Source organism: Halomonas sp. Y3 (assembly GCF_024137965.1).
GTDB lineage: Bacteria > Pseudomonadota > Gammaproteobacteria > Pseudomonadales > Halomonadaceae > Halomonas > Halomonas mongoliensis.
Map to the genome: position 1 here is coordinate 534,974 of NZ_CP099975.1, position 24,625 is coordinate 559,598.

At 61.5% G+C, this 24,625-nt stretch carries 22 protein-coding genes; 11 read left to right on the forward strand and 11 right to left on the reverse strand.

The genetic code is table 11. The annotated features are described in order from the left end of the window. Positions 1–37 precede the first annotated feature (37 nt). The 11 genes from NHL60_RS02540 to NHL60_RS02590 all read left to right on the forward strand — a co-directional run bounded on the left by NHL60_RS02540 (position 38) and on the right by NHL60_RS02590 (position 11,894). A complete protein-coding gene (locus NHL60_RS02540; RefSeq protein WP_253448628.1) occupies positions 38–1,045 on the forward strand; it encodes a hypothetical protein in 1,008 nt (335 codons plus the stop codon). Between the two features lie 11 nt (positions 1,046–1,056). Next, positions 1,057–1,731 carry an RraA family protein gene (locus NHL60_RS02545; RefSeq protein WP_253448630.1) on the forward strand — a complete coding sequence of 225 codons (675 nt, stop codon included), beginning with the start codon at positions 1,057–1,059 and terminating at the stop codon, positions 1,729–1,731. Continuing rightward, positions 1,731–2,387 carry an RraA family protein gene (locus tag NHL60_RS02550; protein WP_253448633.1) on the forward strand — a complete coding sequence of 219 codons (657 nt, stop codon included), beginning with the start codon at positions 1,731–1,733 and terminating at the stop codon, positions 2,385–2,387. The genes NHL60_RS02545 and NHL60_RS02550 overlap by 1 nt, the downstream gene beginning before the upstream one ends. A gap of 12 nt (positions 2,388–2,399) precedes the next feature. After that, on the forward strand, positions 2,400–3,020 hold the full coding sequence (locus NHL60_RS02555; RefSeq protein ID WP_253448636.1) for a 4-carboxy-4-hydroxy-2-oxoadipate aldolase/oxaloacetate decarboxylase: 621 nt from the start codon (positions 2,400–2,402) through the stop codon (positions 3,018–3,020). 16 nt (positions 3,021–3,036) lie between these two features. Next, a complete protein-coding gene (locus NHL60_RS02560; RefSeq protein WP_253448639.1) occupies positions 3,037–3,792 on the forward strand; it encodes an enoyl-CoA hydratase/isomerase family protein in 756 nt (251 codons plus the stop codon). 155 nt (positions 3,793–3,947) lie between these two features. Further along, positions 3,948–5,105: a TAXI family TRAP transporter solute-binding subunit gene (locus NHL60_RS02565; RefSeq protein WP_253448642.1), complete on the forward strand. Its 1,158-nt coding sequence runs from the start codon at positions 3,948–3,950 to the stop codon at positions 5,103–5,105. A 79-nt stretch (positions 5,106–5,184) separates the two neighbouring features. Next, the gene (locus NHL60_RS02570) at positions 5,185–7,131 is read left to right on the forward strand and encodes a TRAP transporter fused permease subunit (protein WP_253448645.1); all 1,947 of its coding nucleotides are present in this window, start codon (positions 5,185–5,187) and stop codon (positions 7,129–7,131) included. A gap of 27 nt (positions 7,132–7,158) precedes the next feature. After that, entirely contained in the window at positions 7,159–8,355 is a 1,197-nt protein-coding gene (locus NHL60_RS02575; RefSeq protein WP_253448647.1) for a Bcr/CflA family multidrug efflux MFS transporter, read from the forward strand. Between the two features lie 57 nt (positions 8,356–8,412). Further along, entirely contained in the window at positions 8,413–9,639 is a 1,227-nt protein-coding gene (locus NHL60_RS02580; protein WP_253448650.1) for an aromatic ring-hydroxylating dioxygenase subunit alpha, read from the forward strand. A 29-nt stretch (positions 9,640–9,668) separates the two neighbouring features. Continuing rightward, the gene (locus tag NHL60_RS02585; protein ID WP_253448653.1) at positions 9,669–10,643 is read left to right on the forward strand and encodes a PDR/VanB family oxidoreductase; all 975 of its coding nucleotides are present in this window, start codon (positions 9,669–9,671) and stop codon (positions 10,641–10,643) included. A gap of 81 nt (positions 10,644–10,724) precedes the next feature. Further along, positions 10,725–11,894 (forward strand): DcaP family trimeric outer membrane transporter, encoded by a 1,170-nt coding sequence (locus tag NHL60_RS02590; RefSeq protein WP_253448656.1) that lies wholly within the window; start codon positions 10,725–10,727, stop codon positions 11,892–11,894. Positions 11,895–11,968: 74 nt separating this feature from the next. On the opposite strand, the gene NHL60_RS02595 is transcribed toward NHL60_RS02590, so the two are convergent. The 11 genes from NHL60_RS02595 to NHL60_RS02645 all read right to left on the reverse strand — a co-directional run bounded on the left by NHL60_RS02595 (position 11,969) and on the right by NHL60_RS02645 (position 24,522). Beyond that, positions 11,969–13,636, reverse strand: coding sequence for an electron transfer flavoprotein-ubiquinone oxidoreductase (locus NHL60_RS02595; RefSeq protein ID WP_253448659.1), 1,668 nt, complete (start codon positions 13,634–13,636; stop codon positions 11,969–11,971). Between the two features lie 103 nt (positions 13,637–13,739). After that, the gene (locus NHL60_RS02600; protein WP_253448662.1) at positions 13,740–14,666 is read right to left on the reverse strand and encodes an electron transfer flavoprotein subunit alpha/FixB family protein; all 927 of its coding nucleotides are present in this window, start codon (positions 14,664–14,666) and stop codon (positions 13,740–13,742) included. Positions 14,667–14,680: 14 nt separating this feature from the next. Next, positions 14,681–15,430, reverse strand: coding sequence for an electron transfer flavoprotein subunit beta/FixA family protein (locus tag NHL60_RS02605; RefSeq protein WP_253448665.1), 750 nt, complete (start codon positions 15,428–15,430; stop codon positions 14,681–14,683). A gap of 60 nt (positions 15,431–15,490) precedes the next feature. After that, the gene (locus tag NHL60_RS02610) at positions 15,491–17,275 is read right to left on the reverse strand and encodes an acyl-CoA dehydrogenase (RefSeq protein WP_253448669.1); all 1,785 of its coding nucleotides are present in this window, start codon (positions 17,273–17,275) and stop codon (positions 15,491–15,493) included. A gap of 59 nt (positions 17,276–17,334) precedes the next feature. Next, entirely contained in the window at positions 17,335–18,105 is a 771-nt protein-coding gene (locus NHL60_RS02615) for an SDR family NAD(P)-dependent oxidoreductase (protein WP_253448672.1), read from the reverse strand. Positions 18,106–18,130: 25 nt separating this feature from the next. Continuing rightward, complete coding sequence (locus tag NHL60_RS02620) at positions 18,131–18,901, reverse strand: crotonase/enoyl-CoA hydratase family protein (protein WP_253448675.1); 771 nt, start codon at positions 18,899–18,901, stop codon at positions 18,131–18,133. A 37-nt stretch (positions 18,902–18,938) separates the two neighbouring features. Then, complete coding sequence (locus NHL60_RS02625; RefSeq protein ID WP_253448678.1) at positions 18,939–20,792, reverse strand: feruloyl-CoA synthase; 1,854 nt, start codon at positions 20,790–20,792, stop codon at positions 18,939–18,941. 314 nt (positions 20,793–21,106) lie between these two features. Further along, positions 21,107–21,577 (reverse strand): MarR family winged helix-turn-helix transcriptional regulator, encoded by a 471-nt coding sequence (locus tag NHL60_RS02630; protein WP_253448681.1) that lies wholly within the window; start codon positions 21,575–21,577, stop codon positions 21,107–21,109. 88 nt (positions 21,578–21,665) lie between these two features. Then, positions 21,666–22,925: a TRAP transporter large permease gene (locus NHL60_RS02635; protein ID WP_253448684.1), complete on the reverse strand. Its 1,260-nt coding sequence runs from the start codon at positions 22,923–22,925 to the stop codon at positions 21,666–21,668. A 4-nt stretch (positions 22,926–22,929) separates the two neighbouring features. Beyond that, the gene (locus tag NHL60_RS02640; RefSeq protein ID WP_253448687.1) at positions 22,930–23,448 is read right to left on the reverse strand and encodes a TRAP transporter small permease; all 519 of its coding nucleotides are present in this window, start codon (positions 23,446–23,448) and stop codon (positions 22,930–22,932) included. Positions 23,449–23,511: 63 nt separating this feature from the next. Next, positions 23,512–24,522, reverse strand: coding sequence for a TRAP transporter substrate-binding protein (locus tag NHL60_RS02645; RefSeq protein ID WP_253448690.1), 1,011 nt, complete (start codon positions 24,520–24,522; stop codon positions 23,512–23,514). Positions 24,523–24,625 lie beyond the last annotated feature (103 nt).

Here is a 24,625-nt window from a genome sequence, read left to right on the forward strand (position 1 = left end):
GGGTGTCAATAACCAACAACAGACAGGAGCTTTGCCCATGGCTAGATTAACGGCCGCATTCGGAACCTCGCACAGCATCATGCTGACGTCCCGCAAGGAGGACTGGCAGTACGGGTTCAAGGAGGTTGACCCCCGTAATCCGCACTACTTCGACCGTGAAGGCAACCATCGCACCTATGAAGAGCTGTTGGCGGTAGCGCCGGTCGACTCCGAATCGATGGTGACTCCCGAGTTGATGGCCGAGCGCTTCGATGCTGCCGACTCGGCGATGAACCAGCTTCGGGATCGAATCGCCGAGGCCGAGCTGGATGTCCTGCTGGTAGCTGGTGATGATCAGACGGAGCTGTTTCGGCTCACCAACATGCCGGCCATCGCCATCTACTATGGCGAGACCATTCGCAACGCCAAGCGTGAAGAGCTTAGCGAGGACGACAGCTGGTATCGTCATGCCCGGGCTCAGCGTCAGGAGCCGGACGGTGACGTGCATTACCCGGTGGATAGCGAGCTTGCCGAGTGGCTGATTCGTCGTCTCTCCGACAAGGAGTTCGACATCACAGCCCTGGCCGGCCTCGAGGGCGAGCAGTTCGAGGGGCATGCCTTCTCCTTCCCTCACCGTCGCTACCTCTCGCATGCTCGGCTTCCCGTGGTACCGATCATGGTCAATACCTTCGACCCCCCCAATCAGCCTACGGCCAAGCGTTGCGTGGCCCTGGGGCGTGCACTGCGCGAGCTGATTGCCGAGTATCCGAAGGACCTGAAGGTAGGGATCATGGCCTCTGGGGGGCTGTCCCACTTCGTGGTCGATGAAGAGTTCGATCACCGGCTGATCGAGGCTTTCCGCAACGGCGATCTGGAGTATCTGGCCGCGATCGATCCGCGTCGCCTCAAGGCCGGGAGCTCGGAAATCCGCAACTGGATCGTGGTGGCGGCAGCGGCAACCGACCTTGAGCTGGACTGGGCCGAGTATGTGCCCGGCTATCGCACCCCGGCGCTGACGGGGACGGGGCTGTGCTTCGCCAGTTGGAAACCTGTGAGCCAAATATAAGGGTGACTGATATGTCGGATGATTTCCTGACTCGTCTGCGCCGCCTGGATTGCTGTGCGCTCTCCGATGCCCTGGACAAGCTGGAACTGCCCGGTGCGGTGACGGGCCTGTCGCAGTTCGCCGGTACCCGGCGAATCTCGGGGCGTGTCATCACCGTCAAGCTGGAAGCGGTGGAGGCATTGTCTTCCAGGGCCCCCGAGAGGCCGCCGCGCCATCTCTGCTGCAGTGCCATCGAGAAGGGGGGGGCGGACAATGTGATTGTCGTCGAGCAGCGCACCGGTCTCGATGCGGGCAGCTGGGGAGGATTGCTGTCGCTGGGCGCCAAGATGCGCGGTATTGCCGGGGTCGTCGCCGAGGGGCCTGTGCGGGATATCGACGAGGCCCGGGAGATGGGATTCCCCGTCTTTGCTCGCACCCTGACCTCCCGGACGGCTCGGGGCCGGGTCGCCGAGGTGGGCACCGATGTGCCTGTTCGAGTCGGCGAGGTCCATGTCGAGGCGGGCGATTATGTGGCCGCCGACAACAGCGCCGTGATCCTGATTCCGGCCAGCCGTATCGAGGAGGTCATCGAGACCGCCGAGATGGTCGTGCGCAAGGAAGCTGTCATGGCCAAGGCGATACTCACAGGCCAGCCCATCGGCGATGTGATGGACGGCAACTACGAACATATGCTGGAGAACGGATGATGAGCAACGACAACAACGTGGCCCGCGCGGCGAAGCTGGATACCGCTACCCTGAGTGACGCTCTGGACAAGCACGGCATCGACGGGCAGTGCTATCGCATTGCTCCCCGCGATGGTGATTTTCGGATGACGGGGCGCGCCTACACCCTCAAGTACGGGCCGGCCAGCAGCCCGCCCGGCACCGTGGGTGACTATATCGACGATGTTCCGCCCGGCAGTGTACTGGTGCTGGATAACCAGGGGCGTGATGACGCCACCGTATGGGGCGATATCCTGACCGAGATCGCCCATCGTCGCGGCATCGCCGGTACGGTGATCGACGGTGTCTGCCGGGATGTGGCGCTATGTCGTGAGTTGGGCTACCCGGTCTATTCTCGTGGCCACTGGATGCGCACCGGCAAGGATCGGGTGCAGGTCGAGGCCACCAATGTGCCGGTCAATATCGGTCACGCCAGGGTGGCTCCGGGTGATCTGCTGCGTGGCGATGCCGATGGTGTGGTAGTTATCCCCAGCGAGCACGAGGAGGCGGTGCTGAAGACCGCCGAGGCCATCGAGGCGGCCGAGAACGGCATTCGCGAAGCGGCGCGCAGTGGCATGCGCCTGGACGAGGCCCGGTCTCAGTTTCGCTATCACCAGCTGCAGACTGCCGAACAGTGAGGAGGACCAGTCATGACCATCAGTGACGACCTGCTGCAGCGTGCCGCCGAGCTGCCTACGGCAACCCTGCACGAGGCCTATGGCAAGCGCGGCAATCTGCCGTCTGCCATCAAGCCGGTATCACCGGGCTTCCGGGTCTGCGGCCGGGCGGTAACGGTGCATGGTCCGGGAGGTGATAACGTGTGGATCCACCGTGCCATCTACGAGGCCCAGCCGGGCGATGTACTGGTGGTGTGCACCAACAGTACCTACGAGCATGGCTACTGGGGAGAGATCATGTCCACGGCGGCCCTGGAGCGCGGACTCGCCGGCGTGGTAATCGACGGTGGGGCTCGCGATGGCGGTCTGCTGGCCGAGTTCGGGTTTCCCGTCTTCTCTCGGGGGCTCTGTATCAAGGGGACGGGCAAGGACCTGAATGCCGTCGCCTGGATCAACAAGCCGGTGATGATCGGAGATGTCGTGGTAACCTCTGGTGACCTGATCGTGGGGGATCAAGATGGGGTCGTGGCCATTCCCCGGACCGTGGTGCCTACCGTTGTCGAGGCGGCCGAGCGTCGAGAAGCCGAAGAGGGGCAGATCCTCGAGCGTCTCAGGGCTGGAGAAACCACACTCGCCATCTATGGTTGGCGTTGAGCCAGGGAGATGCAGCATGACGGCAAGCGCACCGCTCCTGGAAATGGATGGACACCTGGCTACGCTGACACTCAATCGCCCAGAGCAGGGCAATCGCCTGAGCGATGATGATCTCGATGTGCTGATTCGGCACTGTGCGACGCTGGACGACTCGGCGGCACGAGTGGTGCATATTCGAGCGCTGGGACGTCACTTCTGTGCCGGTTATAACTTCGCCGATCTCGCCTCAGGAGGGAGAGGAGAGCGATTCGAGGCCGCTATGGATGCGCTGGCGCGGCTCCGTCCTGTTACGCTTGCTGAGGTGCAGGGCGGTGTCTTCGGCGGAGCCAGTGATCTGCTTCTGGCCTGTGATTTCAGGGTTGGCAGTCAGGCGGCTCGTGTCAGCATGCCGGCGGCACGGATTGGCCTGCATCTCTATGGTGGTATCCTGCGTCGTTATGTGACGCGGCTGGGGCTGAATGCAGCCAAGCGAATGATACTAAATGCTGAGCCGCTTGATGCCGAGCAGATGTTTCAGATTGGTCTGCTGACCCATGCGCCCTGTGCAGAGGTCGAGCTGGAAGCCAGAAGTCGTGAGATCATCGACAACCTCCTGACGCTCGCTCCTCTGGCTCTGGAAGGCATGAAACGCCACCTGAATAGCATCGCGGAGGGTGGCCTGGATAGGGCACAGCTGCAGCGGGACATCGATGATTGTGTAGTATCCCGTGACTTTCAGGAAGGCCTGCATGCAATCAACGAAAAGCGCCGGGCGGTCTTCGAGGGCTGTTAACCTATTTCACTAACATCTTATGTAGACTAACGTCTATGTCTTGGGTGTGGACATGCCGGCGACAATGATGCAGTCTCACAATAAGCTAGCCTTATATAAGTATGGCTTATCCTCACCGGCAGTCCTGAACAATAAAGACAAGAGGAGCACGACACATGAAGACCCCTTCGACCATCAAGACCCTAGCCCTGGCCATCGGTCTGGGCCTCCCGCTGACCGCTCTCGCAGAGCCCACCTTCCCGCGGGTATCTGTCTGGACCGCTTATGATACCGGTTCGACCTACTACATCCAGGCATCGGCCCTGGGTGGTCTGCTGCGGGAACACCAGAACAGCAATATCCGCATCATTCCTGGCCGCAACGACGTGGCGCGCATGACACCGCTGAAAAGTGGCCAAGCAAGCTACACCATCAGTGGTATTGCTACCTATTTTGCCCAGGAAGGGGTGATGCTCTTCAACTCCAACGAGTGGGGTCCGCAGCCTCTGCGGGTGGTATCGGCCAACTTTGGTGGGCAAGCCATCGGCCTGGCGGCATCCGGCGCTTCCGGCATCGAGACGCCGGCTGACCTGGAGGGCAAACGCGTCGCCTATGTGTTGGGCGGGGATGCCATGAATATGACCACAGCCGCGGTGCTCTCCTATGCGGGCCTCACCTGGGATGATGTGCGGAAGGTGGAGATCGGAAGCCCTCTGGAGGCGATCGACTCTGTGCTCAATGGCGTCGCCGATGCCATGCCGGGCTCAACGGGAAACCCCCTGATCGAGCGCTTGAGCGGCAGCCCCGGTGGCCTTTCCTGGGTGCAGCTTCCGTCGGATACCCCCGAAGGGGAAGCCGCCTGGCAGCGTATCGCCGAGACAGTGCCCTACTATCAGCCGATTACCGCCACTGAAGGCGTAAATATCAGTGAGGATGATCCCTGGCATAGCGGTGGCTATGCACTGCCCATTCTGGCCACGATGGAGAGTCAAGAGGAGGATGAGGTCTACGCACTGGTCAAGTTCATGGACGAACACTTTGAGACTTTTAACCGTCAGGCTCCTGCGGCATCGGGGTGGTCGATGGAGCGACAGAATTTCGAGTGGATCATGCCCTATCACGATGGAGCCATTCGCTACTTCAAGGAGAAGGGTGCCTGGAGCGATGACCACCAGGCGCACAATGATGACTTGGTGCGACGCCAGGAGGTTCTGGCCAATGCCTGGGGCACCTATATGCAAAATGGCGGTGGGGTGAACTTTAGTTCAGAGGAGTGGAGTGATTTTCGGGCTGAAGCGCTAGAGAGTGCCGGTTTCATTCCGGGCCTGCTGTAAGCCCTGATGTATCTGCTGAGCAGATCCATTACGGTGGGTCTGCTCGCCCCCCTGCTCCTCATATGATCGAGTGCAAGAAATGTCCGAAACCATACCTCATCGTCCAATTATTCTGAGATACATGCTGATAGCGGTGGCGATATTTTCGACACTGACGGCCATCTATCAGGTGTTCAATATTGGTTTCTATACTGGCTACTCCATGTTCGACGTTCAGTACATCTATGTGCTGATGTCCATGCTCTTGCCGGTTGTGTTTCTGGCCATTCCTGCCAGTGTCGGAACCCGTGTCGCCAGGGTTCCATGGTATGACTGGATACTGGCAACTACTTCTTTGGCATGCTGTGGGTTCTTTGCTGCCAATGCAGTCAATGCAATCCATCGTGGGTGGGAGTTCGCTGCACCTGAGCACGTTATCTACATGAGCTATCTGATGTGGATCTTGGTGTTGGAGGCGGTACGCCGCTGCGGTGGCTGGGCAATTTTCACCGTTGTTCTGCTGATGTCATGCTTTCCGCTCTTTGCAGACTGGCTGCCGGATAGCTTGGCAGGCATGTCAACACCAATCGAGCAGGTGGCGATCTATCATGCCCTCAGTGCGGAGAGCATTCTGGGGATTCCGGTACAGGCCTACGGAAAGCTTGTGATAGGCTTTTTGCTCTTTGGCACTGCACTTCAGTTCACCGGTGGAGGAAAGTTCTTCCTGGATCTTGCCTTTGCATTACTGGGAAAAGTGCGAGGTGGTCCCGCTAAGGTGTCTATTTTCTCCAGTGGCCTCATGGGCTCAATGTCCGGCAGCGTCATCACCAATGTGCTGACAACAGGTCCTCTGTCCATTCCCGCCATGCGCCGCGTTGGGTTTTCCAAAACCTACGCGGCAGGTGTTGAGACCTGCGCCTCAACCGGGGGGGTTCTCATGCCACCTGTCATGGGAGCCGCTGCATTTATCATGGCAGTGTTTCTTGATGTTCCCTATGGACAGATAGCCCTGGCTGCCGCTATTCCATCGGCACTCTACTTCTACGGTCTTTTTATACAAATTGATTTCTTTGCCGCTCGCAAGGGACTCAAGGGACTGGAAGAGAAGGAGCTTCCCAAGCTCGGAGAGACCTTCAAGGCGGGTTGGCACTACTTGTTTGTCTTTGCCTTGCTGATCTGGATGCTGCTGGTCATGAATCGTGAAGCGGTTGCTCCCTTCTATGCTACGGCGCTTCTTATTGTCATTAATCAGGTGCGTAAAACAACCCGATGGGACCTCAAAGATCTCCTGGGTTTTATTGAGATAAGCGGGCTGAGGTTGGTGGAATTGCTAGGCTTGATGGCCGGCATAGGGATGATCATGGGTGGCCTGGCAGTGACGGGGATGTCTGGTACCATCGCGACTGACCTCCTCTTTATCGCAGGTGGCAACCCGATGGTGCTCTTGCTGATGGGGGCGCTGACAAGCTTTATCCTGGGAATCGGTATGCCGATCACAGCCGCCTACATCTTCCTCGCGATTGCATTGGCTCCAGCACTCGTGGATGCGGGTCTTAATCCGGTTGCTGTGCATATGTTCATTCTTTACTGGGGTATGCTGAGTTTTATTACTCCTCCTGTCGCAACTGGCGCCTTTACTGCCGCCAAGGTTGCAGGCAGCCACCCCATGAAGACCGGCTTCATGTCCATGCAGCTGGGTAGCATCATCTACTTTATCCCCTTTTTCTTCGTGATGGAGCCTGCTCTCCTGCTGCAGGGAACTCCCGGCGAAATCATCAAGGCGGTCATCTCTGCGCTGATCGGAATCGCACTGGTGGCGGGTGGATTGCAGGGGTATCTGCCGAAGCTTGGATCTCTGGCGAATGCAGGCTTCTTGCAGTGGCCAGTAAGAGTCCTGTTCATTGTGGGTGGCCTGCTTGTGGCTATGCCACATAATCCGCTCATCAATGTTCCTGAGGCCGGCATGCTCGCATTGGCTATTGGCTGCCTGACGTTGGCAACGCTGCTCAGCTTCCTGCTGCGCAGAAAGTGTCTGGCTGCCGGTTAGGCAATGGAAAGTCTGTGAGGAGTAGAGATGATGCACGCAGGAAGGTTGGCATTGTTGGTGGCTGCAAATACGGCGCTGGCGCCTCTCGCCATTGATGCCTACCTTCCTGCCTTGCCGCAGATCGCCAATGAGCTTGGGACCAGCATTCATCGCGCCGAGATCTCCATCAGTATCTTCCTGGCAGGTTTTGCCGTAGGGCAGCTGGTCTGTGGGCCATTGTCCGATCGTCTAGGGCGTAAGCCAGTGCTCCTGACAGGGTTGCTGGTATTCGTGACTGCAAGTGTCATGCTTGCCTTTGCATCATCGCTGAGTGAACTTCTTGTATGGCGCTTTATTCAAGCGCTTGGGGGAGGGGCCAGCGTGGTCAACTCTTCCGCCATTGTGCGCGACTGTTTCAAGGGAAGAGAGGCGGCAACGGTGATGTCCACCATGGCAATGATCATGATGGTAGCGCCGCTGGCGGCGCCGGCAGTCGGTAGCCTTCTTCTGCTCACTTCCGGATGGCAGGCAATCTTTGTCTTCCTGGCTGTCTATGCTTGTATAGTGCTGCTGGTGGTGGCGACAAGGCTTCCGGAAACCTCGTCGGGAAGGTGCAAGGAGATCACGCCAGTCGGTGTGATCAGGGATTATGCCTCGGTTCTTGCACATCGAGAATCCCTGGGATATATCTGCGCCGTTTCCATGTCGTTCTCCGGACTTCTCGCCTTTGTCACGGCCTCTCCTTTCGTTTATATGGATCTTCTTGGTATTTCGGCTTCGTCCTATCCCTTTGTCTTTGGCGCAAACGTGGTTTTTGTCGCGACTTGCAGCAGGATCAATGTGCGCTTGCTCAGGCACCGAAGTCCAAGGCAGAACCTCCTGCTGGGTATCGGTATTCAGCTGGTCTCTTCTTTAGGCCTTGTCATGGTTTCCCTTTCCGGCGTCGTGACCATTTACAGTGTGGTGCCATTGGTCATGATCTTCGTGGGTGCCATCGGTCTGGTGACGCCCAATGCTATCGCGTCAGTACTTGAGAATTTTCCCCATATCAGCGCGACTGCTGCGGCCCTGATGGGAGGAGTCAAGTTTATCTGTGCAGGATTCGTCGGATTCCTGGTGGCCTTCTTCGAGGTGGACAGCATCTGGCCTATGGTTCTGATGATGCTAGGTGTTTCCATCGTTGGAAATCTGAGCCTGCGATGGTTGACATCACCAGAAGGACAAAAACAACAACTGGAGAGTTAGTCGATGTTGTCGAATGAGCTGAATGAGTGCCTGACGCGTGTCGGGCCTGATACACCCATGGGTAAGGTGCTCCGTCGCCACTGGCACCCCATAGCAGGTGTCGACGAGCTGGAGCGTTCACCGACCAAGCCTATCAGGCTGCTGGGTGAGGATCTCGTTCTGTACAGGGACAAGAGTGGTGACTATGGCCTGCTGGATCGCCACTGTGCCCATCGGCGTGCTGATCTCAGCCAGGGGATCGTGGAACAGCACGGGATTCGATGCTTCTATCATGGTTGGCAGTATGATGCTACAGGGCAGTGCACCCAGCAGCCTTTCGAAGAGCAGGTGGATCCGGCAGGCTCCCTCTGCGCTCGCACGCGTCTCAAGGCCTACTCTGTCAAGCCTGCCGGCGGCATGCTCTGGGCCTATCTTGGGCCTTTCCCTGCTCCTGAGCTTCCTGACTGGGAGGCGTTTCACTGGGCCAATGGTTTCGTTCAGGTCGTCTTTTCCGAGGTTCCCTGCAACTGGCTTCAAGCGCAGGAAAACTCCATCGACCCCGTTCACTTCGAGTGGACGCATGCTAACTGGAGCCGTCGGCAGCGTGATGATGGTGCCGAATATGTACCGACTCATACGAAGCTGAATTTTGAGGAGTTCGAGCACGGTTTTCTCTATAAGCGCGTCTGTGAAGATACCTCCGAGGAAGATCCGCTCTGGACAATTGGCCGTGTCTGCCTGTGGCCGCATGGTTTCTTCCTTGGCGATCACTTCGAGTGGCGAGTTCCCATAGACGACGAGAACATGCTCAGCGTCACCTGGTCCTTCATACGCGTGCCCAGAGAGAGTGAGCCATATGACCAGCAGCATATTCCAAGCTGGTATTCGCCAATTCAGGATAGTCAGGGAAATTGGATCACAACGCATGTGATCAACCAGGATATTGTGGCCTGGGTCGGACAGGGACGTATCACCGATAGAACCAGGGAAACTCTGGGAGCGAGTGATCGAGGCATTGCGCTACTTCGACGTCGCTTGCTCGATGATATTGATGCCGTAGAGGCGGGACGAGATCCGAAGGGCGTGTTGAGAGATCCACCCCCAGAGGGTGGTCTGTATCTTCCCAGCGATCATCGTGAATTCTTTCTCCTCGGCCTGCCTCGGGAAGCATATCTTCGACATCCCAAGTGGGGCCGTCTGCTTACCCAGTTCATCTTCCATGCCGGGCAGCCTGAAGCGGTCAGGGCTGCCTGCGAGGTGGCTACCGGCGTGCCGATGAAGCGCGATGGTCTTATCGACCTGTAGTCACTATCCATCCCAGCGAGGTTACCCCCATGAGTCAGGTAGAAGAAATCCTCCAAGTCAGAGTCCAGTCGATCACCTTCGAGGCTGAAGGCATTCTCAGCTATGAGTTAAGGCCCGTGGCGCCGCGCCGTGAGCTGCCCGCTTTTTCTCCTGGTGCTCATGTCGACCTGCACTTGAGTAACGGCCTGATTCGGAGCTATTCGCTCTTCAACTCTCAGGAGCAGGGTGGCTGCTATCGCGTTGCAGTCAACCTCGATGCCAACAGCCGAGGAGGTTCGCGCTTCATGCACAGTAGTGTCGGTGCGGGGGACATTCTCACCATCGGCCTGCCCAGAAACAACTTTCCCCTCTATGAAGAGGCCGAACATACCGTTCTGATTGCCGGTGGCATTGGTATCACGCCTCTCTTCGCCATGCTGAAGCGTCTTGAGGCACTAGGCAGGAGGTGGACGCTCTACTACTCCACGCGATCTCGAAAGAATACCGCCTTTATCAAGGAGCTCGAGGCAGTCAATGCGCAAAGCAGTCACGGCAGGGTGGTCTTCCACTTCGATCAGGAAAGTGCCGGGGGCTTCCTGAATTTCTCCGATATCGTGGCCTCCCAGGCAGCCTCGACGCACTTCTACTGCTGCGGACCGCTGCCCATGCTGGAGGCCTTCGAGGCGGCAACCGCCGATCTTCCCGATGACTGTGTACATGTCGAGTATTTCGCCGCCAAGGAGTCGGCGGACACCTCGGGGGGGTTTACTGTGGAGTTGGCCAGGTCCGGGAAGAGCTTCTACGTGCCGGCCGGGAAAACCATCCTCGATGTGCTGATCGAGGGGGGGCAGCAGCCTCTCTACTCCTGCCAGGAGGGGATCTGTGGCACCTGCGAGGTGGCGGTGCTTGAGGGGGAGCCGGATCATCGCGATCTCGTGCTCTCTGCAAAGCAGCAGAGGGAGGGACACAGCATGATGATCTGCTGCTCCGGCTGCAGGGGGGAGCGGCTGGTGCTTGACCTCTGACTTTTTTTTCTGGTAAAAGGTAAGCCAGCCTTATATAAGGCTGACAGATAAATTACAATGCAAACAATCAAGGAAGCATCTATGGCTGCCTATAACAATATGATTCGGCGTGGAGCGCTCTTTTCTCTCTCATCCTTGGCGCTAGCGGTATCTCTTTCAGCCCAGGCCTATCAGTTCGAGGTGGGCGATACCACCGCCAGCATTTACGGCTATGCCAAGCTTGATCTGATCTACGATGTCGACAACGATTTAGGGGTGTTTGGGGCCAACCCCAACGTCGCCCTTGACGGTGAGCAAGTGTCGACGGGCCATACCCGCCTGCATGCAAACCAGAGTCGTCTCGCCTTCGAGACATCGACACCAACGGAACAAGGTGCTCTGCGTACCGTCATTGAAGGTGACTTCTATGGCGGCGGCGGAGGCCAGTTCCGCCTGCGCCACGCCTATGGTGAATGGAATGGCATTCGAGCTGGCCAGTCTGAAACCAATTTTGGCACGATCCTCGGCATGACTCGTATCATCGACTTCAAGCCCCAGCCTGGGCTGGCTAATGGAGCCCGCCAGGGACAGCTTCGCTACACGACGGGTGGCTTCTCGGTTGCCTTGGAAGAGCCGGGTGCTCTGGGTGGGGGAGTGGCGTCTGGCTTTAGTGCCGTTAATGGCCGTCCTGCAGTGCATCCTAACAACAAGAACAGTGTTCCAGATGTCACCATGCGCTATAGCGGACAAGCAGGTGATTTTCGCTACGGTACGTCTGCCTTGCTTCGTCGCCTTGGTGTAGATGATGGAGCCGAGAAGAATAGCGCCACAGCCTGGGCCTTGAACCTTGAGGGTGAGTACCGAGTTTCATCTGCCGTTACCCTGCGGGGCTCCGTCACCCATGGGGATGGTGTGGGTGGGTATATTGAAGAGGCTGCTGGGGCATCGGCTTATGTCGATCCTGTTTCCGGAGAAGTCAAGACAATTCGAGCCACCGGTGCAACGGCTAGCATCCAGCTCGCAGCCGGCCCAGGGAATATTAACTTGGGGTATGGATATACGACGGCCGACCTCGATGGCGCAGTTCAAGATGGTGTGGCAAATGCCGAGCTTGCCAATGAAACCATGACTGATATTCACTTGAATTATATCTGGTCGCCTATCAGAAATGTTAGCTATGGCGTTGAGGTAAGCCGCCATACCCGAAAAATTGCCAACGGGGATGATGGTGACGCCGTTCGGCTTCAAGGGATGGTCATGTACCGTTTCTGACGCAGAGGTTTGCTGTTCCTGAGTACGTTGCTGTTCCGATCTGCTTGCCCCGGACTCTCCGGGGCTTTTTTAGTTTACATGTTAGGGTAGTTGGGCCCGCCGCCGCCCTCCGGCGCCACCCAGGTGATGTTCTGGGCCGGGTCCTTGATGTCGCAGGTCTTGCAGTGCACGCAGTTCTGGAAGTTGATCTGGAACCGCGGCTTGCCGTCGTCGTCCTCCACAACCTCGTAGACCCCGGCCGGGCAGTAGCGGCTTGCCGGCTCGGCGTACTCGGGCAGGTTGTCGCGGATCGGCAGCTCCGGGTCGGCGAGCCTCAGGTGGCAGGGCTGGTCCTCCTCGTGGTTGGTGTTCGACAGGAACACCGAGGAGAGCTTGTCGAAGGAGAGCTTGCCGTCGGGCTTGGGGTAGTCGATCTTCTCGAATTCGGCGGCCGGCTTGAGGGCCGCGTGGTCCGGCGTGGTGTCGTGGACGTTGGGCAGCTTGCCGCCGAGCAGCTGGTTGACGAAGTTGTAGGCGCCGCCGCCGAGGGTGCCGTACTTGTGGATCGCCGGGCCGAAGCTCGCGCTCTCCTTGAGCTCGGCGTAGGCCCAGCTTGCCTCCCACTTCTCGGTAAAGGCGGTGAGCTCCTGGCCCCCTTCGTCACCGCCGGCGATCGCCTCGAAGACCGCCTCGGCGGCTACCAGGCCCGACTTCATGGCGGTGTGCAGCCCCTTGATCTTGGCGAAGTTGAGGGTGCCGGCGTCGCAGCCGATCAGCAGGCCGCCGGGGAAGGTCATCTTCGGCAGGCAGTTGAGGCCGCCCTTGACGATGGCCCGGGCGCCGTAGGCGACGCGCTTGCCGCCCTCCAGGTGCTTCGCCAGCACCGGGTGGTGCTTCATGCGCTGGAACTCGTCGAAGGGGGAGAGCCAGGGGTTCTGGTAGGAGAGGTCCATGATCAGGCCGACCACCACCTGCTGGTTGTCGGCGTGGTAGAGGAACCAGCCGCCGTGGGTGTTCTTGTCCAGCGGCCAGCCGGAGCCGTGCAGCACCAGGCCGGGCTCATGCTGCTCCGCCGGGATGTCCCACAGCTCCTTCAAGCCGATGCCGTAGTGCTGGGGGTCCTTGCCCTCGGCCAGGTCATACGCCTCGATCAGACGCTTGCCGATATGGCCCCGGGCGCCCTCGGCGAAGAGGGTGTACCTGGCGCGCAGCTCCATGCCCGGCATGTAGCTGTCCTTGGGCTCGCCGTCGGCGCCCACGCCCATGTCACCGATCAGGAGGCCCTTGACCACGCCCTCCTCGACGATCGCCTCCTGGGCGGCGAAGCCGGGGAAGATCTCCACCCCGAGCCCCTCGGCCTGCTCGGCCAGCCAGCGGCAGAGGTTGCCGGCGCTGATCACATAGCGAGGCATGTCGCCGCCGGTGTTGTGCATGCTCTTCGGCACCAGGGCGTTGGGCAGCGTCAAAGCCTTCTCGGCGTCCTTGAGCAGGTAGACCTCGTCGCGGGTCGCCGGGGTGGTCAGGGGCGCGCCGCGCTCCTCCCAGTCGGGGAAGAGCTCGGCCAGGGCGCGGGGCTCGAAGACGGCGCCGGAGAGGATATGGGCGCCCACCTCGGAGCCCTTCTCCACCACGCAGACAGTCAGTTCCTGTTCGGCGGCATTGGCCTGCTGCATCAGTCGGCACGCGGCGGCCAGCCCCGAGGGGCCGGCGCCGACGATCACCACATCGAATTCTATCGAATCGCGTTCTACTTGTTCTGTCACGTTTTATCTCCAGCAAAGGAAAATGGCGGTCAGGAGCTATCCTGGACCGCCAGCGTGTACAGGCCGGTGTACCCGGGCTGGAGCATGGAAAAAGGGCTTGCTATCACACCTTGCTTTCCAGCTCCGGCAGGACCTCGAACAGGTCGCCGACCAATCCATAATCGGCCACCTGGAAGATCGGCGCCTCCTCGTCCTTGTTGATGGCGACGATCACCTTGGAGTCCTTCATGCCGGCCAGGTGCTGGATCGCACCCGAGATGCCCACGGCGATGTAGAGCTCAGGCGCGACGATCTTGCCGGTCTGGCCCACCTGCATGTCGTTGGGCACGAAGCCGGCGTCCACCGCGGCGCGGGAGGCACCGATGGCCGCACCCAGCTTGTCGGCGATGCCGTCGAGCAGCGTGAAGTTCTCGCCGTTGCCCATGCCGCGGCCGCCGGAGATCACCACCTTGGCCGCACCCAGCTCGGGGCGGTCGGACTTGGCCAGCTCCTCCTTGACGAAGGTGGACTGGGCATTCTCCGCCACGAAATCGACCGCTTCCACTCTGGCGGAGCCGCTTTCGCCGACGGCATCGAAGCCGGTGCTGCGCACGGTGATCACCTTGAGGGCGTCATCGCTCTGCACCGTGGCGATGGCGTTGCCGGCGTAGATCGGACGCTTGAAGGTGTCCGGGGATTCGACGGCGATGATCTCGGAGATCTGCGCCACATCGCGCAGGGCGGCGACCCGGGGCAGCACGTTCTTGCCGGTGGTGGAGGCCGCCGCCAGCAGGTGGCTGTAGTCGCCGGCAAGCTCCGCCACCAGCGCCGCGGTGGGCTCGGCCAGCAGGTGGGCGTAGGCGGCGCTGTCGGCCACGCGGACCTTGCTGACGCCGTCCAGCCTGGCCGCGGCCTCGACAACGGCACCCACGCCTTCACCGGCCACCAGCACGTCGATATCGCCGCCGATAGCCTGGGCGGCGGCAACCACATGGGCGGTAGCGCCGGCCAGGGCGCCATCGTGATGTTCAGCGAGTACCAGAATGCTCATGAGATCAGCTCCTATCAAAGCACTTTGGCTTCGTTCTTGAGTTTGTCGACCAGCTCATCCACGGAGCCCACCTTGACGCCGCCCTGGCGCTCGGCCGGCGGCTCGACCTTGAGCAGCTTGACTCGACTGCCTACCGAAATGCCGAGATCCGCCGGGGACTTGACGTCCAGCGGCTTCTTCTTGGCCTTCATGATATCGGGCAGCTTGGCGTAGCGCGGCTCGTTAAGGCGCAAATCCGTCGTCACAATCGCAGGAAGCGTGAGCTCGACGGTCTGCAGGCCGCCGTCTACCTCGCGGGTCACCTGCACCTTGTCTCCCTCGACGTTGACCGCCGAGGCGAAGGTGCCCTGGGGCAGGCCGGTCAGGGCGGCGAGCATCTGGCCGGTCTGGTTGTTGTCGCTGTCGATGGCCTGCTTGCCGAGGATCACCAGGCCCGGCTGCTCCTCCTCGACCAGCTTGGCCAGCGCCTTGGCGGCACCCAGGGACTCGACGCGCTCGTCGGTCTCGACGTGGATGGCGCGATCGGCACCCAGCGCCAGGGCGGTACGCAGCTGCTCCTGGGCGGCCTTGGGACCGATGGTGACGGCGACGATCTCGGTGGCCACGCCCTTCTCCTTCAGGCGCACCGCCTCTTCCACGGCGATCTCGCAGAAGGGGTTCATGGCCATCTTGACGTTGGTGAGATCGACGTCGGAGTGATCCGGCTTGACCCGGATCTTGACGTTGTAGTCGATGACGCGTTTGACCGCGACGAGGACTTTCATGATCTATCTCCTTTCGAGGGGGCGGGCAGGCGTGCAGCGCCTGCTCATCGCCAGTCGTGATTAGAGGGCGCTATCGTTGAGACGGGTCAGCACCGGGCCTGCATGGCGCAGGGTATGTCCATGGGCCATGGCCTGGGGGGCCTGAGTGGCCATGTAGAAGCGGGCCTGTTCGACGAGCCCTTCCAGGTAGTCCGAATCACCGTCGTCGCCCGCAAGTCGTGCGTCCGCGGCGAGTGCCAGGCGGGCCATCTGCCAGGCGCCACAGGCGATGCCCAGCAGGTGAAGCAGAGGTACGGCGCCAGCGTAGAGATCGGCGGTGTCGGCCTTGTGATCGAGCAGCCAATCGGTGATCTCCTCCAGGAGTGTCGCCTGGTCATGCAGTGGTTCTGCCAGATCTCCGAGCCGCTGATGGGCGTCGAGCCTTGCGGTAGTCTCGCGAACATCGGCGATCAGCTCGCGCAGTGTCGCCCCCTCCTCGCGCAGGATCTTGCGGCCCAGCAGGTCGTTGGCCTGGATGCCTGTGGTACCTTCGTAAATGGTGATGATGCGGGCGTCGCGGAACAGCTGGGCGACCCCGGTTTCCTCCACGAAACCCATCCCGCCGAACACCTGAATCGCCTCGTCGCAGAGGTCATTACCCACCTCGGTGCACCAGCCCTTGGCGACGGGCATCAGCAGGTCGACATAGCGGCGGTACTTGTCGGCGACCTCGGCCTCCGGGTGGTGGCGTGCCACATCGAACCAGCCGGCGGCGGTATAGAGCAGGCCGCGCATGGCCATCAGCCGAGCGCGCATGGACACCAGCATGCGCTTCACGTCCGGGTGAATGAGAATCGGCTTGCCGGCTTCGCCGGTAACGATATCGCGCCCCTGAACGCGCTCACGGGCATAGTCCAGAGCCGCCTGATAGGCGCGCTCGCCAAGCGCCACACCCTGCACGCCCACGTTGAAGCGCGCATCGTTCATCATGACGAACATGGTGGCCAACCCCTGGTGCGGCTCACCGACCAGGTAGCCCAGGGCGCCATCGCTGTCGCCATAGCTCAGGGTGCAGGTGGGGCTTCCGTGGATTCCCATCTTGTGCTCGATGGAGATGCAGCGGATATCGTTCTTCTCCCCGGGCTCGCCACGCTCGTCGAGCAGGTACTTGGGGACCAGAAAAAGCGACAGTCCTTTGACACCGGGCGGGGCGTCGGGCAGGCGGGCTAATACCAGGTGCACGATGTTGGGAGTGAGTTCATGTTCGCCGTAGGAGATATAGATCTTCTGTCCGAACAGGCGGTAGGCTCCATCTGCGGCCGACTCGGCTCGCATGCGCGTGGCAGCCAGGTCCGAGCCTGCCTGCGGCTCGGTGAGGTTCATGGTGGCGGCCCATTCGCCGCTGACGATCTTCTCCAGCCAGGTGCTTTTCTGCTCCTCGCTCGCGGCTATCATCATCGCTTCGGTCTGGCCGACATTCAGCTGGGGTAGCATGGCGAAGGCCATGTTGGTGGAGAACCACATCTCCCACACCGGGGTGGAGACGAGCTTGGGTAACCCCTGGCCGCCGTGCTCTTGGGGCAGAGAGAGGCCGACCCAGCCGGCATCGCGGAACTGGTCGTACGCCTCCTGCCAGCCATCGGGGGTGATCACGCGCCCCTCTTCCAAGCGGCAGCCCTGACGATCACCGACCGGGTTGATGGGGGCAAGCACGCCGGAAGCGAACTTGCCGGCCTCTTCCAGCACGGCGCTCACCAGGTCGGCGGAAGCGTCCTCGCAGCCGGGTAATCCGGCGATTTCCTCGAGGCCAGCGAGCTCGTCGAGAATGAACTGCATATCACGCAGCGGTGCCGAGTAGTCGATCATGCTAAGGCCCTTCGAATCGTTTATCTACGGTCCCGTCTCGAGGCACGGGGTAGAGGACATTACTTGGCGGCCATGCGTAGGGAGCCATCGAGGCGGATGGTCTCCCCGTTGAGCATGGTGTTGTCGACGATATGGCAGGCCAGGCGTGCGAATTCGTCGGGCTCACCCAGTCGCCTTGGGAAAGGAATGGAGGCAGCCAGGCCCTGCTGCACCTCTTCCGGCAGGGTCTTCATCAAGGGGGTCATGAAGAGCCCGGGGGCGATGGTCATCACGCGGATGCCGTGACGCGCCAGCTCCCTGGCCATGGGCAGGGTCATGGCGACGATGCCGCCCTTGGAGGCCGCATAGCCTGCCTGGCCGATCTGGCCGTCGAAGGCCGCCACCGAGGCGGTATTGATGATCACGCCGCGTTCGCCGTCTTCCTGAGACTCGCCTCTGGCCATGGCGGCGGCGGCCACGCGGGCCATGTTGAAGCTGCCGTTGAGATTGATATCGACAATGCGCGAGAAGGTGTCGAGAGGCTGTGGGTTGCCGTCGCGGTCGAGTACCTTGGCCGGATTGCCGATGCCGGCACAGTTGACTAGCCCATGGAGCCCTCCGAAGGCTTCCACGGCGAGGTCGACGGCCGCTGTAGCCTCCTGTTCGTCGGTGACGTTGGTGCGCTGGAATCGGGCGTGTTCACCGAGCTCCTGAGCCAGGGCTTCGCCGCGTTCGACGTTGAGATCGGCGATCACGACCCGGCCGCCCGCGGCATGGAGGGCACGTACCGTCGCTTCACCGAGCCCTGAGGCGCCACCGGTAACGACAAAGGCATTGTCCTGGAATTTCATGGCATTCTCCTTGTTTTAAAGCCGATCAGGTGCGAGGCCCCTGGCCCTTGCGTTGCAGGAACTCACCGATACGTGCGGCCACCTCGGGACTTGTCTGAGTCAGCGCGGCGGTCAGGGACTCGACGAAGAGGCCGTCTTCGCTGGCCATGTTGTCGATGCGCGAGATGGCCGACACCATGGCCCAGTTGGCCATGGGGGCATTCTCGGCGATGCGTTCGGCGAGCTGACGCGCCTTGGTCAGGCTCTCGCCCTCACCGACCACATGGTGGGAGAGCCCCAGGCGCTGGCCTTCCTCCGCCTCCAGGATGCGACCGGTAAGCATCATCTCGCACATGCGGCCGGCGCCGATGATGCCGGCGACGCGTACCGAGGCGCCACCGCCCACGAAGATGCCGTGGCGGCCTTCCGGCAGCTGGTAGATGGTGCTGGGCTCGGCGACCCGCACATGGGTGGCGGTGGCCAGTTCCAGGCCGCCGCCGATGACCGCGCCCTGCATGGCGGCAACCACCGGGATTCCCCCGTTCTGCAAACGGTCGAAGATGCGATGCCAGCCGCGTGAGTGCTGCATCACGCCGAAGGGATCGCGATGCTGATGCTCGGAGAGATCCAGCCCGGCGCAGAAGTGCTTGCCCTCGGCGGCGAGAATGATCACGCGGGTGTCTTCCGGTGTTGCCACCAGGGCCTGTTCCAGCGCATCGAGCAGGCGGTCGCTGACGGCGTTGCGTTTCTCCGGGCGTGCAAGGGTGATGGTATAGATGCTGTTGTCCAGCGATGTCTTGACGAGGGTGTCGTTCATGATGGTTCTCGATAATCTCGATAAGGAAGTCGGCGGGTTACAGGGTGATGACGCGGCCGTCGAGCCGCTCGGCATACAGCGCTTCGACGAGCTCGGCGCGACGCGTCAGGACCTGGCGCTGGTTGATATAGGCCTTGTCGGTAATCTCGCCGGCCTCCAGGGAGGGGGGCTCCTCGAGCAGCATGGCGCGGGCTGGATAGGTCGAGCTGCCGCCTTTGGCTTTAAGCGTTTGCATGGCCTTGCGAACGTGATCGACGAGGATGGGGTGGGCGATGAGTTCGGCGACCGATGCATCGTCGGCAAGGTCGGGGCATAGGCGTCGGCATTCGCCCACGTTGGGGAAGATCAGGAAGCCAATCTCGTCACGATCATGACCGGTTACCACGATGTCGAGGCCTGCGGGATTGAGGGCCTCGAGTCCCGCCATGCGCAGTGAGCCCACATGCACCCAAGTGCCGGTCAGGAGCTTGAAATCCTCACCGACTCGGCCATCGAAGAGCAGCCCCATCTCGGGGCACTCGGGGTCCACGAACTCCACGGCGTCACCGATCATGTAGAAACCCTCGTCGTCGAAGGCCTGCTTCGTCAGCTCCGGCTGCTTCCAGTAGCCCTGGAAGACGTTGGGGCCCTTGATGCGTACCTCCAGCTTGTCAGCACCGGGCACCAGCTTGAGAGTGGTGCCCGGAATTGGTACGCCTATGACGCCTGAGCGTACCGCCGGGAAGTGGCAATCCGTGCAGATCGGAGCCGTTTCCGTTGAACCCCAGGAGGAGGTGATCATGATGTCCTCGCCCGAGGTCTCCCGAGCCATCTCTTCCAGTGCCTGCCAGAGGTGATTGGGCAGGGCCGCGGCAGCATAGAAGATGACCTTCAGCCGGGCGAAAAAGGCCTTGCGAAGCGTTTCGTCCTTGCGCAGCAGTGGAACCAGCATGTCGTAGGCGCGTGGCACGCTGAAGTAGACAGTGGGCGAGACCTCCTTGAGGTTGCGCGCGGTCTTCTCGATCAAGGTGGGGGTCGGCTTGCCGTCATCCAGGTAGAGCGTCCCGCCCCAGCGCAGGATGATATTGAAGTTGTGATTGCCGCCGAAGGTGTGACTCCAGGGCAGCCAGTCCAGCATGATGGTCGGCTCCTTGGTGAGAAGCGGCCACACCAGTTCCTTGGCCTTCTGGTTGGAACACAGCATGCGTTGGGTATTGGGGACGGCCTTGGGGGTATTGACGGACCCTGAGGTGAACAGGAACTTGGCAATGGTCTCGGGCGTGATGGTGGCGAAGGCTGCCATCACCGCTGACTCATCACCATGTTGCTCCAGCTCGGCGAAGGGGGTGGCATCCTCCGTCTCGTTGCTGCGGCTCCCGGCCACGATGATGGCGTCGTGGCTGTCTGCGATATTGTTCAGAGCAGGACGATAGGCCTCGACGGGATCAGCATAGATGACGCCGGGCTCCAGCAGCTGGATCTGGCTCTTGAGCTTGACATGATCCTTGGACATCAGCGAGCTGCCGGGAGAGATCGAGCAGGGCGGCACGCCAATATGCATGGCGGCCGTCATGAGCAGGGCATGCTCGATGCTGTTCTCCGAGAGAATCACTAGCGGTCGCTCGGGGGAGAGGTCCTGCCGTAGTAGCCAGGTGGCGATGGCAATCACCCGGCAGCGTGCCTCTCCATAGGTGAGCCTTTGCCAGTTGCCCTGGCCATCGCGTTCCGCCAGCCAGGTTCTATCCGGTGCCTCTCGAGCCCAGTGCTCCAGCCACTCGCCGCTGCAGCGGTCATAGGTACCGAGGTGCACCTCGGAGTTCATCAGTTGGCTGCCGTCATCCCGGTGTTCCAGGCACACCTGTGGATCCATGAAGTCGGGCACTTGTTCTTGGTAGCACTGGGAGGCTGTCATTATTGGCTCCTTGCTGTCTGCCGGCTGGGGGGCAAGCATATGTTGCTAGAAAATACTGTTGTATTTATAAACAATAAAGAGACTACAACAGCTTCCTGGCCGGGTCATGTCTCTGGCGCTACGTCTTTGGTCTAGTGCCGGAGCTCAGCGGGGCGGGGAGCTATCGAGCGGTGATGATGCGCGGGTGCTGGCGTCCTTAGGGGCACATCAAGATGGCACCAGCCGGCTGACGATTGGCACAGGCCGAACCGACAAGGCCCCGAGAGCGATGCTCTCGGGGCCTTGTCGGTTGGGGGGAATTGGCTATGAGGCGGTCAGCCGGCGTTGCGCACCGGCACTCGGCTGAGATGGTTGTTCTCGTCGGCCAGGGTCTGCAGCAGCCGGCAGAGGGTTTCGCGCTCATCCGCTTCCAGGGGGGCGAGGATCTCCTCCTGCACCTCGGCCACGGAAGGCTCCGCAGCGTGGCGCAGGCGCTCCCCCTCCTGGGTCAGGGTCACCAGCATGGCGCGGCGATCCTCGGGGTTGCGCTGGCGAGTCACCAGGCCACGCTCCTCCAGCTTCCTTACCACCACGGCCACGGTATTGCGGTCCAGGGCCGTATGGCCCCCCAGGGTGATCTGGTCGATGGAGCCATGCTCCTCCAGCGCGCAGAGGATGATGTACTGCAGCTGAGTCAGCTGATGGATCTCGCACTTGCGCAGGAAGATCGCCACGCTGATCTGATGGCAGCGCCGGAGCAGGTTGCCGGGAAACTGGCTGGCTTCCGAGAAGGGGGCTGCGGTCATGGTCAGGCTCTACTCGAGGGTGGACGGGGCGCTAACTTAGCAGAATCAGGGAGTTCGGGCACCCGCCGGGCCAGGCCGGCGGGTAGCATCAGCGGAAGACGCTGACCAGCCAGGGGTTGAAGATGGTCACCAGGATCACCAGGCAGGCCGCTAGCACGAAGGGCATGATCCATCTGGTGATGCGCGGCAGACTGACGTTGCTGATCGCCGAGGCGACGTAGAGACCGGCGCCCACCGGCGGCGTCAGCAGCCCCAGGCTCAGGGTCATGCAGGTGACGATGCCGAAGTGGATGGGATCGATGCCGTAGCTCTGCTGGGCCACCGGCAGCAGGATCGGCACCAGGATGATCAGGGCGGCGATGCCGTCGAGCACCATGCCCACCACGATCAGCATCACGAAGACCAGCAGCATGAAGACCAGCGGGCTCTCGGTGGCGCCCTGCATCAGTCCCGCCACCTGCTGGGGAATCTGGTTGTAGACCAGCACCCAGCCGAAGGCCTTGGCCGCGGCGATCAGGAACAGCACGATGGCGGTGTTGCGCGCCGTCCGCTGGAGCACTCCGGGGAGCTGTCCCCACTTCAGCTCGCGGAACACCAGGCCGCCGATGAGCAGCGCCATCAGGGTCGCCACCGCCGCCGACTCGGTGGGGGTGACGACGCCGAAGGCGATGCCGCCGACGATGACCAGCGGGATGACCAGGGTCAGCAGGGCGCCCCGGGTGGCACCCCACAGCGGGATAGCTTGCTTGTTGCCGGTGTCCCGCTTCTTCGCCCGCCCGGCCATCAGCGCGATCAGGCCGCTGATCAGCAGGAAGAGGACCAGGCCCGGAAGGATGCCGCCCAGGAACATCGCCCCGATCGAGACCTGGGCGATCACGCCATAGATGATGAAGACCATGGAGGGCGGGATGATCGGCCCCAGCAGGCCGCTGCCCGCGGTGAGCGCGGCGGCGAACCCCTTGTCGTAGCCGTCGCGCTCCATCTCCGGGGTCATGACCCGGCTCATGATGGCGATCTGCGCCGTGGCGGAGCCCATGATGGAGGCCAGCATCAGGTTCGAGGTGAGGGAGACATAGGCGATGCTGTGGGGGATCCAGGCGAACCAGGCGCGGGCCGCGAGGATGATCCGGCGGGTAATGCCCCCCTCGTTCATGATCTCCCCCAGCAGGATGAAGAGCGGGATCGCCAGCAGGTCGAACACCTCCAGGGAGCCGAAGATCACCTGGGGCAGGTTGTCGAGCAGGCGGTAGTTGCCGGAGGTGATGATGAAGGTGAAGGTCGAGGCCAGCAGCACGAAGGCGATGGGCATGCCGAGCAGCATGAAGAGCAGGAAGGCGGCCAGGGTCATGCGGTCACTCCTCGTCGCTGGCCAGGGTGAAGACCGTGCGTGAGCGGTCCGGCAGCCTGGCGATGAGGTGGAAGATGGAGGTGGCACAGAAGATCGGCACGATCAGGTAGAAGTGCCACTTGGGCCAGTCGAGGGTGATGGCGATATCGAAGGCGACCGAAGGCGAGCGCAGCCACCCGATGGAGTACCAGAGCATCACCGCCAGGATCGCCAGGCAGACCAGCTCGGTCAGCCAGTAGCAGGCCCGCTGGGCCGGTGCGGGCAGCAGGCCCACCAGCATGGTCAGGCGCACGTGCTGGTCGTGGTGGATCGCGATGGAGATGGCCAGAAAGGCCATCCAGATCAGGATGTAGACCGCCAGCTCGTTGGCAAAGTAGAGCGGGCTGTTGAGCACATAGCGGGCAAAGACATTGGCGATCAGCACCACGCTGAAGGCGGCAATCAGCAGGCTGCAGAGAAACTGCTCGACCCGGGCCAGCCCGTGGCTGGCCCGGCTCAGCCAGGTATCGTGTCGGGTGTTCATGGGGCTCTCTTCCGGTACGGGCTTCCGGTACGGGGCGCCTGGGCGCCTCGTACCGGTCTAGCCTTATCTGGCGGCGTCAAGCAGCTCGGCGGACTGCTGCTGGAAGGCCTGGATCAGCGGATGGTCGCCGAAGCGCTCCGCGAAAGCCTGGTTGGCCGGGGCGAAGACGCTTTCGGCATCCTCGAGGATGAAGACATCGATGGCTTCCTGGAGGGTGGCGAGGTTGCGCTGTTCGGCCTCGATCTGCGCTTCGATGCCCCAGGCCAGGGCCTCCTCCATGGCCTCGTCGATGATCTGGCGCTGCTCGTCGGAGAGGGAGGCTCGGGTCGCCTGGCTCATCACCGAGACGGCGGGGAAGGCCATATGGCTGGTCAGGGTCAGGTGCTCGGCGACCTCGTAGAAGCCGGAGCCTACCAGGGCGTCCAGGTCGATATCCACGCCGTCGAGCATGCGATTCTGCAGCGCCTGGTAGACGTCCGGCAGGCTGATGGGGGTAGGGCGGGCATCCATGGCGCGCCACCAGGTGTTCATGGCGGCGAAGGGGATGATGCGCATGTTCTTGCGGGCGACATCGTCCACGCCTTCGACGCGGGTATCGCGCATCAGGATATGGCGCATGCCGGCGAAGGTGTAGCCGAAGGCGTGCAGTCCCTTGCTCTCCAGGTTGGCCAGCATCTCCCGGGCGGCCTCGGTCTCGGTGGCCTTGGCCGCCTCCTCGACGCTGTCGAACAGGAAGGGGGTGAACCAGCCGACCATGGAGGGTTCGCGCTGGCTGGTCAGCGCCGCGGTCATGATGCCCATGTCGAGCAGGCCGGTCTCCATCTGGGAGAACATGGCGGACTCGTCACCCAGCTGGCCGGCGGGGAAGAGGGCGATGGTCAGCTCGCCGTCGCTGCGCTCGGCCACGGCCTCGGCAAACTGCTCGGCGCTCTGGCTCCAGATGTGCTGGGGCGGGGTGATCATCCCCAGGCGCAGCTCCTTGGCCAAGGCGGGGGCGCTGGCGGCCAGCAGGGAGGCCGAGAGCAGCGTCAGGGCCAGGGGGCGACGAACGGTTTGGCGTGCGGTGGTTGTCATTGTCGGCTCGCTTGTCGGTGGTCAGGGATCGGCGGACAGAGAGGTGGTCACTTTTTGATCTGTGTCAGTATTGTGATCATCACATAGATGATCAATTATCCGA

Coding starts and splice junctions, on each gene's coding strand:
- NHL60_RS02545 (WP_253448630.1), top strand. CDS start 1,057: ATGTCGGATGATTTCCTGACTCGTCTGCGCCGCCTGGATTGCTGTGCG.
- NHL60_RS02630 (WP_253448681.1), bottom strand. CDS start 21,577: ATGACCGCAGCCCCCTTCTCGGAAGCCAGCCAGTTTCCCGGCAACCTG.
- NHL60_RS02600 (WP_253448662.1), bottom strand. CDS start 14,666: ATGAGCATTCTGGTACTCGCTGAACATCACGATGGCGCCCTGGCCGGC.
- NHL60_RS02540 (WP_253448628.1), top strand. CDS start 38: ATGGCTAGATTAACGGCCGCATTCGGAACCTCGCACAGCATCATGCTG.
- NHL60_RS02625 (WP_253448678.1), bottom strand. CDS start 20,792: ATGACAGCCTCCCAGTGCTACCAAGAACAAGTGCCCGACTTCATGGAT.
- NHL60_RS02570 (WP_253448645.1), top strand. CDS start 5,185: ATGTCCGAAACCATACCTCATCGTCCAATTATTCTGAGATACATGCTG.
- NHL60_RS02640 (WP_253448687.1), bottom strand. CDS start 23,448: ATGAACACCCGACACGATACCTGGCTGAGCCGGGCCAGCCACGGGCTG.
- NHL60_RS02585 (WP_253448653.1), top strand. CDS start 9,669: ATGAGTCAGGTAGAAGAAATCCTCCAAGTCAGAGTCCAGTCGATCACC.
- NHL60_RS02605 (WP_253448665.1), bottom strand. CDS start 15,430: ATGAAAGTCCTCGTCGCGGTCAAACGCGTCATCGACTACAACGTCAAG.
- NHL60_RS02565 (WP_253448642.1), top strand. CDS start 3,948: ATGAAGACCCCTTCGACCATCAAGACCCTAGCCCTGGCCATCGGTCTG.
- NHL60_RS02550 (WP_253448633.1), top strand. CDS start 1,731: ATGAGCAACGACAACAACGTGGCCCGCGCGGCGAAGCTGGATACCGCT.
- NHL60_RS02635 (WP_253448684.1), bottom strand. CDS start 22,925: ATGACCCTGGCCGCCTTCCTGCTCTTCATGCTGCTCGGCATGCCCATC.
- NHL60_RS02615 (WP_253448672.1), bottom strand. CDS start 18,105: ATGAAATTCCAGGACAATGCCTTTGTCGTTACCGGTGGCGCCTCAGGG.
- NHL60_RS02645 (WP_253448690.1), bottom strand. CDS start 24,522: ATGACAACCACCGCACGCCAAACCGTTCGTCGCCCCCTGGCCCTGACG.
- NHL60_RS02575 (WP_253448647.1), top strand. CDS start 7,159: ATGATGCACGCAGGAAGGTTGGCATTGTTGGTGGCTGCAAATACGGCG.
- NHL60_RS02620 (WP_253448675.1), bottom strand. CDS start 18,901: ATGAACGACACCCTCGTCAAGACATCGCTGGACAACAGCATCTATACC.
- NHL60_RS02555 (WP_253448636.1), top strand. CDS start 2,400: ATGACCATCAGTGACGACCTGCTGCAGCGTGCCGCCGAGCTGCCTACG.
- NHL60_RS02590 (WP_253448656.1), top strand. CDS start 10,725: ATGGCTGCCTATAACAATATGATTCGGCGTGGAGCGCTCTTTTCTCTC.
- NHL60_RS02610 (WP_253448669.1), bottom strand. CDS start 17,275: ATGATCGACTACTCGGCACCGCTGCGTGATATGCAGTTCATTCTCGAC.
- NHL60_RS02580 (WP_253448650.1), top strand. CDS start 8,413: ATGGGTAAGGTGCTCCGTCGCCACTGGCACCCCATAGCAGGTGTCGAC.
- NHL60_RS02560 (WP_253448639.1), top strand. CDS start 3,037: ATGACGGCAAGCGCACCGCTCCTGGAAATGGATGGACACCTGGCTACG.